We start from the raw sequence: 12,336 nt of genomic DNA on the forward strand, positions 1-12,336 counted from the left end.
GAGTGATCCCATGTTCGATCATCTGGATTATAGCCAGCCTTACGCCTCTGCCCGCTCCCCTGTCATGGGACGGAACATGGTAGCGGCCTCCCAGCCACTGGCCGCCCAGGCAGGCCTGAACATGCTGCGCCGTGGCGGTAATGCGGTAGATGCGGCAATTGCTGCTGCCATGGTGCTTACGGTAGTAGAGCCAACAGGGTGTGGTGTCGGCAGTGATGCCTTTGCCATCGTCTGGGATGGCAAAACATTACAGGGACTGAATGCCTCTGGACGCGCACCGGCAGCGTGGTCGCCCCAGTATTTTGCAGGGCACAAACACATGCCGGAGCGCGGCTGGAATGCAGTGACCGTGCCCGGTGCGGTTTCCGCCTGGGCCGGGCTTTCCGAGCGTTACGGCAAGCTGCCTTTCACCACGGTGGCCGAACCCGCCATACGCTATGCGCGAGAGGGTTACCAGGTAACGCCTATCATTGCTGAACTCTGGCAGCGAGGCGGTCAGCTCCTGAAAGATCAGCCCGGCTTTGCCGAGTGTTTTCTGCCCGATGGCCGAGCCCCCAGAGCCGGGCAGAAGATTCAACTCAGGGACCATGCCAAAACGCTGGAGCTGATCGCCGAAACCCGCGGCGAAGCGTTCTATCGAGGCGCCCTGGCCGAAGCCATGGTTGCTCATGCCAGAGCCAACAACAGCGTTATGAGCCTGGATGACCTGGGCAATCACTCAATTGACTGGATCGATACCCTATCCACGCCCTTTGCAGGCGCCATGGTCCATGAGTTGCCTCCTAACGGCCAGGGCATCGCTACGCTCAGCGGCCTGGGGATTCTGGAGGCCATCGGTATTGGCGATCATCCTGTCGACAGCCCCGAAACCCTGCATGTGGTATTGGAAGCGATGAAGCTGGCCCTGGCGGACCTCAATCATCACATTACAGATCGGGACCATATGCGCGTTCTGGCTCACCATCTGCTTGACCCAGCCTATCTAAAGGAGCGCGCCAGGCTGATCGGCGAGACTGCTGCTGACCCAGGCCATGGCTCGCCCAAGCCCGGCGGTACGGTGTACCTGTCAGCGGCAGATGAAAGCGGCATGATGGTGTCGTTCATTCAATCCAACTACATGGATTTTGGCTCCGGCGTAGTGGTTCCAGGCACGGGAATCAGCCTGCAAAACCGCGGGGCGGGCTTTTCTCTGGACCCAGAGCACGTCAACACCGTCGCTCCCGGTAAGCGCCCCTTCCACACCATCATCCCCGGTTTTGCCATGAATGCTGACGGCACGCCGTTGATGTCGTTCGGCCTTATGGGCGGTCCCATGCAGGCGCAGGGACACTTGCAGATGATGTTGCGTATCCTGCGCTACAAGCAGAACCCGCAGGCGGCGGCCGACGCGCCCCGCTGGCGGATCGAGTCAGGTCGGAAGGTTGCCGTTGAGCGACAGTTCGATTCACAGACCGTAGCTGCCTTACGCGCCAAAGGACATGATATCCAGGTTGAGGCACCAAGCGGCGTGTTTGCATTCGGTGGTGCTCAGATCATTCAGAAAACGGCCGATGGTTATGTCGGTGGCTCTGATCCACGCAAGGACGGTCAAGCCGTCGCGTTCTGACCTTGCCGGAGGGAGGCCGCGCAGGCCTTCCTCCCATCCCTTACGCCTGATCGGGCCTTATCTCATTCCAGGTCTTCACGAAGGTGCTAGTCCTGATAGTTTTCTTCTTCTGCATAAGCGAACTGGATGAATCGCTTGGCCTCGTCGAGGCTGCCGACGCGCTTGACGCAGCGTGTGCCCATTCTGATTTCATAACAGCTGCCGCCAGTCGCATCTGCGCATTCGAACACGTAGTAACCATTGGAACTGCTGACGACTTTCTCTTGCATGAGTGCGCTCCCTTTCTCAGGACGGTGAATTCGTTATCGTCACGCCCTCAGTACATGCAATTGGGCGCCCTTCTAATGGGACCGAAATATTCCCTGGCAATTCGCTTCAATCACGGCAACGACCTTTTTGTTCATACAACAGGTTTATGCTCAGTCTGGTACAGGCAACCGTCGTGCCTTAACCGTCACTGGACGGGTTTTCCTATTGATCCCCGGCCTTGGCAGCTCCGCCCGAATCTGGCTGCTGGCCCATGTGAGTAAACTGAAGACGACTGGCCAAGCTAGCGCTGCTGTGTTTGTTTCGCTCCATCACCGATCAGTTTTTCTAATATCACCGTGCCACAGCACCAAAAGAGCGCACCATTAAGCGAAGCGCATCACACTTCATCACCCGCATTGTGTTAAATGATATTGATTTTCATTCAATACAGGGTCTACTCTGAATGGGCTTTGCGATAGTAATGAACACTTACTTTTCATGCGTTATTACTGCTTTTAAATTATAAAGGCTAAGCCGTTTGATAATGGCATATAGCTAACTATTAATATCAAACTACCGTGAGAGCCCGGCGAGGCATATATCCCGACAACATGTTGGGTTATTGCAGAATTGTTTAATCAATTGCCGAGGTTCCATTCGTGAATAATCCATTGCATTCGTATGCGGCCATTACTGCATACCCTTCCGCTCGCCTACAGGACGATCAGGCGACTTCGCATCTTTTCAACGAAAAGAATGCGCAGGCCTATGAAAGCCTTATGGTTCAAGGGGCTGAATGTATAAAGGAAACATTGCTCGGTATAGATAAACCTTATACCGGCATATTGCCGCATGAACTAAAGCGGCAGTTTGACGAAGTGAATCTGGATGAAAAACTAGGTAACTTCAACGAGGCACTGGAAGAACTAAAAGCACTGTACCTGAAAGATGCTGTTTACTTCCATCATCCTCACTATGTTGCTCATCTTAATTGTCCTATTGTTATTCCGGCTATTCTTGCCGAGCTGGTACTTTCTTCTATCAATTCCTCACTGGACACATGGGATCAAAGTGCCGGCGGCACATATATCGAACAAAAGTTGATTGACTGGACGGCTGAGCGCATCGGCCTAGGCAGCGAAGCCGATGGGGTGTTTACCAGTGGTGGTACTCAGTCCAACCTGATGGCCATGCTGTTGGCCCGTGATCATGTGTGCAACCGTCAGCCCGGTCACGCCAGCAACAAGACGCAAGGCTTGCCGACCGATTTCAAACGCCTGCGCATCCTGTCATCCGAGGTCAGTCATTTCAGCGTACAGAAATCCGCGGCCATCCTGGGCCTGGGCTATGACGCCGTGATACCGGTACGCAGCGATGCGCGCAAGAAAATGGACTTGAGCGATCTGCGCCGCGTGCTGGAGGAGTGCGAAGCCGAAGGGCTGATTCCGATGGCGGTAGTGGCTACTGCCGGTACTACGGATTTCGGCAGTATCGATCCATTGGAAGACATCGCGGCAATCTGTCGCGAGAAAAAAATCTGGATGCATGTCGATGCCGCCTACGGTGGCGGACTGCTGATTTCGCCCAAATACCGTAACCGTCTGGCCGGTATCGAACATGCCGACTCGGTCACCATCGATTACCACAAATCATTCTTCCAGCCGGTCAGTTGCAGTGCGTTTCTGGTACGGGATCGTCGAGAGCTGGGCCATGTCACCTGCCATGCCGATTATCTGAACCCCAAGAGCCAGACCCAGGAAGGCACACCCAACCTCGTTAACAAAAGCATTCAAACCACACGCCGCTTTGATGCGCTCAAGCTCTGGATGACGCTGCGCACCATGGGTGCGAATGCCTTGGGTAGCCTATTCGATCACGCGATCGATCTGACTCGCGCAACCTATCCGCTTATCGAGCGTGACCCACGCTTCGACATTGCCCATGTTCCCGAACTGAGCACCCTGGTCTTCCGCTATATCCCCGAGGAGCCGATGAGTACCGAGCAGATCGATGCGACCAATGCAGCCATTCGCAAAGCGCTCTCTCGCAGCGGACGCGCCATCGTCGCGGGCACCAAGGTAGGCGGCCAACAGTACCTCAAGTTCACCCTGCTCAACCCCATGACCACCCTGGACGACCTGCGAGGCATTCTCGACGCCATCAAGCATGAAGGTGCCCGTTACGTTAACCAACAATCTGCCCTGGCCACGTGCTGATCTGGAGAACCACCATGACGGCTTCAACCTACGATTTCATCGCGATTGGTGTTGGCCCCTTCAACCTGGGTCTGGCGTGCCTGACTGCTCCCATCGACGAGCTCAATGGGTTGTTTCTCGACAAGAACGAGTGCTTCGATTGGCATCCCGGCATGATGCTGGAATCTGCAACCCTGCAGACGCCCTTCCTGGCCGATCTGGTCACCCTGGCGGACCCGACCAGCCCGTTCAGCTTCCTGAATTATCTTAAATCCACTGGCCGCATCTATGCGTTCTACATCAAGGAAGACTTCTTCCTGATGCGCCGCGAGTACAACCAGTACTGCCAATGGGTCATCGATCGGCTGCCCAATATCGAGTTCAACCGATACGTCGAACGTATCGACCATGATCCGGCAACCGGCCTCTATACGGTGAACTGTACCTGCACCAAAACAGGAGAACGCCTGGTTTATCAGGCGCGCCGTCTGGTCCTGGGAACTGGCACGTCACCCTACATCCCTGACTGCTGCCAGGACGCCAGCAGCCACTTGTCCCACACGTCGACCTACCTGACCGACAAACAGGCTCTACAGGCAAAAAGCACCATTACGCTGATCGGCAGCGGTCAGAGCGCGGCGGAGATCTACTATGACCTCTTGCAGGAAATCGACACGCGCGAGTACACCCTGAACTGGATAACCCGCTCGCCTCGCTTCTTCCCGCTGGAATACAGCAAGCTGACCCTGGAGATGACATCGCCCGAGTACATCGACTACTTCCATCAGCTGCCTACCCACAAGCGTGACGCCTTGATGCGCAGTCAGAAGGGGCTCTACAAGGGGATCAACAGCGCCCTGATCAATGACATCTACGACCTGCTGTACAACAAGAGCCTATGCGGTCCGGTCAGGACCAACCTGCTTACCAACACGGAGCTGCAGGACTGCCGCTACGATGAGCGTACCGGCACCTTTACGCTTACCTTGTTTCAGGAGGAACAGGAGAGCCGCTATACGCTTCAGACTGATGGGCTGGTATTATCCACTGGGTATTGCTACAGAACCCCTCCTTTCCTTCAAGGGTTACGCTCACGCCTGCGCTTCGATGAGCGTGGCCGCTTCGCCGTCAATCGAAACTATACGATTGATACCGCCGGCCAGGAGATCTTCGTCCAGAACGCCGAGCTTCATACGCATGGCCTGGTAACGCCCGACCTGGGCATGGCGTGCTACCGCAACGCCTATATCATTCGCGAGATGCTCGGCCGCGAACATTACCCCGTCGAACGCAAGATCGCCTTCCAGCAGTTCACGGCGCCCTCTTCGACACTGCTCCAGCCGGAGCCGGCCAAGACATGACGCTGCGTACCTCGCTGATCGCCATGACGGCCCTTGCCGTCATCAGCGACACCATGCTGATTCCGTTCTATCCGCAGTACTTTGCCAGCCGTTTCGGTGAAACGCGGCCGGAGCATGTGGGGGCCTATCTGGCCGCCATCTGCTTTACGGTTATGCTCGCGCTGCCCCTCTGGGCGCGCGTGGCGCGGCGGGTGCACCCGATCCGGCTGCTGATCTGGACGCAGCTCGCCGCCGGGTTGCTGTGCCTGTACTGCTATTGGGCATCGGCGCTCCTGGAGTTCTGGCTTGTCTCGCTGGGGATGATCGTGTTCAAGGGCAGCTACCTGCTCATGTACCCCTACGTGATGAGCCTGGAAGATTCCAGGAACCATACCCATACCATCGGCATGCTGTCGGTTGTCGTTCACTTCGGCGCCATCCTCGGCGCCGTGGTGGGCGGCCTGGTCCTTCAGGTACTGGAGCCACGGGATGTCTTTGTGGTGATGGCCGCGGGGGATTTTCTGCAAATGGCGATCTGCCTGCGCCTGCTACGGCGGGAACCACCCCATGCCAAGCCGGAACAAGCCATTACGCACCGTACCGGCAAGGCATGGCCTATCTACCGGCTCTGCCTGCTGATGCTGCTGTTCTATTTCAGCGGCTACCTGGTAAAGCCGTTCTTTACGGTGTACTGGGAGCAGGTCGCTCAGCTGGACCACGCCGCCCTGACCGGACTGGTGTACGCCATTCCTGGTGGCATGGCCCTGCTCGGACTCTGGCTGAACCGGCGTACCGGCAGCCGACAGCAGGCCCTGAGCGGTGCGCTGCTGCTGGGTGTGTGCGGCCTACTGCTTCAGGCCGGTGAGCAGACCGCCCTGATCCTTACTGGCCGCTGCCTGTATGGCTGGGCCATGTTCCAGGTCACGGTACGGCTGGATGCCCTGCTCTTCGAGCTGAGCACGCCCGATGCGTATGCCGCTGATTTCAGCAAGATCAATTTCTTTCAACAACTCGGCGTAGTGGGCTCGTCGTTTGCGGCAGGGTCCCTGGTCAGCACGTTTGGCCTGACTGTGCCTTTCCTGATCGGCGCGGCAGGCTTTGCCCTGACTGCCCTCGCCTATCCGCTGCTGGTCCGCACGGCCCAGCCCACGACAACGCCTGTTATCGACAAGGGGGTCTGATATGACTGCCATTGCCTTGCAAACACCCATCGATACCCGCCTGTGCTTCAGTAAGCCACAGCACGGAATCGGCCACTTCAGCCTACGCCCACTCAGCCTGCCAGACGATACGGCGCGCCTACATGATTGGCTGACTCGCGACTATGCACGCTTCTGGGGGATGCAGAATGCGACCCAGGCGGAAGTGGAAACATTCTACCGCGATCTCATGGCCTCTCCTCATGCCAACGCCTACCTGGGTTTACATGATGGCGCACCGGCTTTCCTGGTCGAATGCTATATGCCGCTTCATGACCCGGTAGGCCAGCACTACGACGTGAAGCCCGGTGACCGGGGCATGCATTTTCTCGTCGCGCCCTGCGAGAAACCTGTTTCAGGCTTCACCCTGGCCGTGATGCGAACCATCATGGAATTCATTTTCAGCGATCCCTTTGCCCGCCGCGTCGTCGTCGAGCCCGATGTCCGTAACGACAAGATCCACGTGCTCAATCAGCGTGTCGGTTTCGAGTACGACCGTGTCATTCAACTGGGCGAAAAAACTGCCCACCTCGCCTTCTGCACTCGCGAACACTACGCCGCCAGCCTTGTAATGGAGAACCGCCCATGAACCAGATGATCACTACCCTACCCACCGCCACGCCCGGTCAAGCCGCATTGCACCTGACCCCCGAACGTTGGAGCAAGGTCAATCGCCTGCTCGTGCGCAAAGCCCTGGCGGAATTCGCCCATGAAAAGCTTATCGAGCCGGCCTTGATCGCGTCTGAAAACGGTTGGGAGCATTACCGTCTGGACAATGGCAATCCGGCACTGGAGTACCGCTTCCGAGCTCGCAAGCTGGCGCTTGATCATTGGCTGATCGACACCGCCTCGATCGAAAAGGCGCAGGACGGCAACGCTGCGCCGCTGGATGCGCTGGAGTTCATCATCGAGTTCAAGGATCAACTGGGTATTCAGGAAAGCATGATGCCGGTCTATCTGGACGAGATCAGCAGCACGCTGTATGGCAGCGCCTACAAGCATGCCAAACCAGGATTAACTGCAGAAGAACTCACCCGCGCTGACTTCCAGTCCGTAGAAACCGGTATGATGGAAGGCCACCCAGGGTTCGTCGCGAACAATGGCCGCATGGGCTTCGACGCGAATGATTACCGCGCCTATGCACCTGAAGCCGCCTCCCCGATCCAGTTGGTCTGGCTCGCTGTACGCAAGACCAAGGCAACGTTCTCATCGTTATCGGACCTGAGCTATGAACGCCTGCTCGAGGAGGAACTAGGCAGCCAGACGGTTGCTGATTTCACTGCTCAGCTGACCGAACAGGGCTTGAATCCGAACGACTACCTCTTCATGCCAGCTCACCCGTGGCAGTGGTTCAACAAGCTTTCCATGGCCTTCTCGGCCGATGTCGCCAACCGCAATATCGTCTGTCTGGGCTATGGGGAGGATCAGTACCTGGCGCAGCAGTCGATCCGCACCTTCTTCAACGCAAGCCACCCTGAAAAGCGTTATGTGAAAACGGCACTGTCTATTCTGAACATGGGCTTCATGCGCGGTCTGTCGCCTTACTACATGTTGGCGACGCCTGCTATCAACGAGTGGCTGAAAGCATTGATTGAAAGCGATCCGTTTTTGACCGAAAACGGCTTCAGCATCTTGCGTGAAGTAGCCTCGGTGGGCTATCGCAACCACTACTACGAGACGGCACTGGTCAACGATACCCCTTACAAGAAGATGCTCTCCGCCCTGTGGCGCGAAAGTCCGGTTTCACAACTAAAGCCCGGCCAACGCCTGATGACCATGGCCTCACTGCTGCATCTGGATGCCGAGGGAGATTCGCTTCTCACAGCATTGATCGCGTCCTCCGGTGTGGATACGGACACTTGGTTGCGCCGCTATCTCAACGCCTACCTGACGCCCCTGCTGCACTGTTTCTATGCTCACGATCTGGTGTACATGCCTCACGGGGAGAACCTGATTCTGGTGCTGGATAACAACGTTCCGTCACGGGCAATCATGAAAGACATTGCGGAAGAGATCGCCGTGCTGAACCCTGATGCCAAGCTGCCGGAAAAGATCAAGCGATTGGCCGTCTCTGTACCCGAAGAGCTGAAAATCCTGTCGCTCTTTACCGACGTGTTCGACTGCTTCTTGCGCTACATGAGCGCCATTCTGGTGGAAAAAGCCGACTACGCTGAAGACCGTTTCTGGTCGCTGGTAGCCGAGTGCGTCAGCACCTATCAGCAGAGTCATCCTCAATATGCCGAAAAATTTGCCCGATACGACCTGTTTGCGCCCGAGTTCATCCGCTCCTGCCTGAACCGTCTCCAATTGGGCAACAACCAACAGATGGTCAATCTGGCAGATCCGGCTGGAAACCTGAAGCTTGCCGGAACCTTGATCAATCCGATCGCACCATTTAAGCGTTAACGCGAATAAATCCGCTCCGGCTGCCTGCACAGACAGCCGGAGCGGACAGGTTTGGAAACCGTAGAAACAACCAGATATTGCACCTGTTAATGGCATCTTCACGCGGTGCGCTTAGGATGTAACACCTTCTGCATCACTACTGATGTCGCGTTGTGTTAATTGGATCAAGTAACTTACAGGTATACGTTCGTCCACCCATAAAGCGAAGCGTCCTGAAATTTGAGAAAATAAGGGATTGCGCATGAAGCGCGTCTGATCTGGGCTGGCAAAGCTATGAATGGTGTTATTGAAGAGCCTAAAGCTTTGCTTGAAGGCCACTGGCTTGTCTTGATTGAAGATGATCCACTTCTGCAAAGTATTTTATCGGGCTTCGTGGAAGAGCTGGGCGGTCGTGTCAGCAGCTTCGAGACGGCTGATGATGCGTTGGTTTACATGCTCAGTGCAGGTGAAAAGCCCTCTCTGGTCGTCACCGATCATCTGGTGCCTGGACAGATCAAGGGCGCCGAGCTGGCAACCATGGTTGGCGCACGCTGGCCAGGTCTTTCAGTCATTGTAACCACCGGACGTGATCTGGAGACCATTCCTGAGCTACCAGACGGCATGCTTTATCTACAGAAGCCGTGGGATTTGGTACAGATGAAAAAAGCCATTATCCAGATGCTAAAGAAAACATCTATCAGCCTCTAGCAAAAGCGTGCATCCATTCAGACTGCGCCGCCAGTCATCCTTTAAAGAGCTATCCACGAGAAGACGGATTTTCCTCAGCTTAACCTGCCACATGGATAGCAAAGCGATTCGATCCATACCCATGCTGTCTGGATAACGCGGATCAAATGGTCAGGATGCCTTTAGGTTTCGTCCAGGATCATACGCACCTGCCTTCCGAATTCTTCAAGGGAGAAAGGTTTGGTAATCAGATGCATGCCCTCTTTGAGCTGCGCTTGTAGCGTGGCGATATCCTTGGCGAAGCCAGTAATGAACAGGACTTTCATCTCTGCTCGCTGATCGTGCATCAGCTTGGCAAGCTCAGAACCACTCATGTCTCCAGGCAGCCCGATATCGGTAATCAACAGATCGATTCGCTCATGCCTTTCCAGCTGTTTGAGAGAAGATTTACTATCGATACCCTCAAGAACGGTATATCCCAGCTCTTCCAGCAGCTCGGTCAGCATCATTCGAATGATTGAATCATCTTCGACCAGTAGAATCGTCTCGCCTGACTTGGCCTCAGGAATGGTATTTTGCTCAAGGGCAATGATTTCCTCAGAGGTTACCTCATGGCTGGGCAAATACAGCGAGACAACAGTACCTTTGTCCGGACTGCTCTGAATAAAGGTTTGCCCACCGGATTGCCGGGCGAACCCATACACCATGGACAGTCCCAGGCCGGTCCCCTCGCCAAGTCCTTTGGTTGTAAAGAACGGATCAAATGCCCGCTCGACCACCTCGGCTGACATACCAATGCCGTCGTCTGTCACTGTACACAACACGTAAGTACCTGGAGCCAAGCCCTGGATAGCGGCCTGCGCCTTATCGACCTCTACGTGTGAGGTCTGAATCTGGATAGTGCCTCCATTGAGCATCGCATCACGGGAATTGATACAAAGATTGAGCAAGGCATTTTCAAGCTGGCTGGGATCACAGAGCACAGCGCCCGTGTCAGGCGCGAATTTGGCTTCGACCGATATCTGCGGTCCTACGGTGCGCTTGATCAGCTCCTCTAGCTCCACCACCAGTCGATCTGGTCGTACCGGCCTGGCTTCCAAAGGTTGTTGGCGTGAGAATGCCAACAGGCGATGAGTCAGGGCCGAGGCCTTGTTGGCCGAACTCATGGCTGCGCCAATGTAGCGTGACAGCTCGCCTGATCGGCCTTGCTCGACCCGTTTCTGCAGCAACTCGAGAGCAGCGATAATCCCAGCGAGCATATTGTTGAAGTCGTGGGCAATCCCTCCTGTAAGTTGCCCGATGGCATCCATCTTCTGGCTTTGACGCAGTTTCTTTTCCACCAGCTCACGCTCACGCTCGGACTCACTCAGTGCAAGCGTGCTCTCGGATACCCGCTCCTCCAGAATATCGTTCCAGTCTCGCAACGCTTCTTCCAGCTGCTTGCTTTCGACAATATTCTCGACCGTACCATGCCAGCGGAGGATTTCGCCCTGGGCATTTTTCCAGGGGAACGCGCGAATCCTGTGCCAGATAAACTCTCCAGAAGCGGTCCTGATCCGAACCTGAGAATCATAGGGTGAGCCATTGGCCAGAGACCTGACCCAAGCGCTATCGGTGGCTTCTATGTCGTCTGGATGAACAACCTGCTTCCAGGTATCACGCAAGGCCTGTTCATGGGAAAGTCCTGTCAATTCCAGCCAACGCTCGTCAAACCCAGACATCTTTCCATCCGGCGTAGCCGTCCAGGGAATCTGCGGATTCAACTGCGAGGAAATCCGGTACTGCTCTTCACTGAGCCGTAAGGCTGCAGCTGTCTGCTTGACCTTCTCCAACGTGGTCAGCCGATTGACCGAAGCAGCGATCAGGTTCGCATAGCTTCGCAGGAACTGAATGTCGCTATCGTTAAAGCGCCGTGCACTCCGGCTGTCGACCTCAAGAATGCCGTAGGGCTTCTGATCTCGGGAGCCGATAATAATGACGTTGATTAGCGCCTTTACGCCGTGATCCTTGATGAAATCCGCATAAACGAAGCGTTTTTCGGTATTTATGTCATCCGAAATCACGGGCGAGCCGGTCTGTAGCGCATGACCTTCAGAAGAGCGCTTATCAACCTTGATGGTTTCCTGGCCTACGATGCCCGGCCGCCAGCCCACACCTGCCTTTACAAGCAGGGTGTGGCCATCAGGCTGAAGCTCCATCACCTTGGCCAGATCTGTACCCAGCGCGTGCCCTACAAGGCGACAAGCCTCGTGAAGTATCTCATCCAGGCTTTCTGACTGAAGCGCCAACTCACCAAACTGTGCAAGGATAGCTTGCCGTTTCAGTAAATCAGCTTCGCGATTGGTAGCAGACAAAAGACTTGGCTCCCTCGATAGGCTGAATAAGACTCGGACTCCTTACCCAATACCGACGTTCGTTCAGCCAGACGAAATACCAGTACCCGCCTTGAACATGCAGCGACAGGCTAAAGCGCAGAGCGCTCCTGTAGCGCCTCCGATTTGGGTAGCAGCACAAAAGGTTCTGCCAACCACATGTCGTCTGCTCAACGATAGGGGTCGTCGGCAGACCACTGTGCCTGGAAAACCGCCTCTACAGTTCAGAACGGTAGCGTTTGATACCACCAGGCCACCTATCCTCACTATCCTAATAATCCGTGCGCCTGCTCTTTCCTGCCC

The 12,336-nt window shown here is 55.7% G+C and carries 9 protein-coding genes; 7 read left to right on the forward strand and 2 right to left on the reverse strand.

The features are described from left to right. Positions 1–10: 10 nt before the first annotated feature. Complete coding sequence (locus tag PLU01S_RS11380; protein WP_074825488.1) at positions 11–1,606, forward strand: gamma-glutamyltransferase family protein; 1,596 nt, start codon at positions 11–13, stop codon at positions 1,604–1,606. An 86-nt stretch (positions 1,607–1,692) separates the two neighbouring features. Here the strand turns inward: PLU01S_RS11380 and PLU01S_RS11385 are convergent, their stop codons facing one another. Further along, complete coding sequence (locus tag PLU01S_RS11385) at positions 1,693–1,875, reverse strand: hypothetical protein (RefSeq protein WP_010798112.1); 183 nt, start codon at positions 1,873–1,875, stop codon at positions 1,693–1,695. A 639-nt stretch (positions 1,876–2,514) separates the two neighbouring features. On the opposite strand from PLU01S_RS11385, the gene PLU01S_RS11390 reads away from it, so the two are divergent. From PLU01S_RS11390 to PLU01S_RS11415, 6 genes are all read left to right on the forward strand, one after another. Beyond that, on the forward strand, positions 2,515–4,071 hold the full coding sequence (locus PLU01S_RS11390; protein ID WP_139208765.1) for a pyridoxal phosphate-dependent decarboxylase family protein: 1,557 nt from the start codon (positions 2,515–2,517) through the stop codon (positions 4,069–4,071). Between the two features lie 14 nt (positions 4,072–4,085). Next, entirely contained in the window at positions 4,086–5,411 is a 1,326-nt protein-coding gene (locus PLU01S_RS11395) for a lysine N(6)-hydroxylase/L-ornithine N(5)-oxygenase family protein (RefSeq protein WP_010798110.1), read from the forward strand. After that, positions 5,408–6,571, forward strand: a complete 1,164-nt coding sequence (locus PLU01S_RS11400; protein WP_010798109.1) for an MFS transporter — start codon at positions 5,408–5,410, stop codon at positions 6,569–6,571. The genes PLU01S_RS11395 and PLU01S_RS11400 overlap by 4 nt, the downstream gene beginning before the upstream one ends. 1 nt (position 6,572) lies before the next feature. Beyond that, complete coding sequence (locus tag PLU01S_RS11405; RefSeq protein ID WP_074825486.1) at positions 6,573–7,178, forward strand: GNAT family N-acetyltransferase; 606 nt, start codon at positions 6,573–6,575, stop codon at positions 7,176–7,178. Then, positions 7,175–8,995 (forward strand): IucA/IucC family protein, encoded by a 1,821-nt coding sequence (locus tag PLU01S_RS11410; protein ID WP_074825484.1) that lies wholly within the window; start codon positions 7,175–7,177, stop codon positions 8,993–8,995. The genes PLU01S_RS11405 and PLU01S_RS11410 overlap by 4 nt, the downstream gene beginning before the upstream one ends. Positions 8,996–9,268: 273 nt before the next feature. Then, positions 9,269–9,682: a response regulator gene (locus PLU01S_RS11415; RefSeq protein ID WP_074825481.1), complete on the forward strand. Its 414-nt coding sequence runs from the start codon at positions 9,269–9,271 to the stop codon at positions 9,680–9,682. Positions 9,683–9,843: 161 nt separating this feature from the next. Here the strand turns inward: PLU01S_RS11415 and PLU01S_RS11420 are convergent, their stop codons facing one another. Beyond that, on the reverse strand, positions 9,844–12,015 hold the full coding sequence (locus PLU01S_RS11420; RefSeq protein WP_074825479.1) for an ATP-binding protein: 2,172 nt from the start codon (positions 12,013–12,015) through the stop codon (positions 9,844–9,846). Between the last annotated feature and the right edge of the window lie 321 nt (positions 12,016–12,336).

It is taken from the genome of Pseudomonas luteola NBRC 103146 (assembly GCF_002091675.1).
Taxonomy (GTDB): Bacteria; Pseudomonadota; Gammaproteobacteria; order Pseudomonadales; family Pseudomonadaceae; genus Chryseomonas; species Chryseomonas luteola.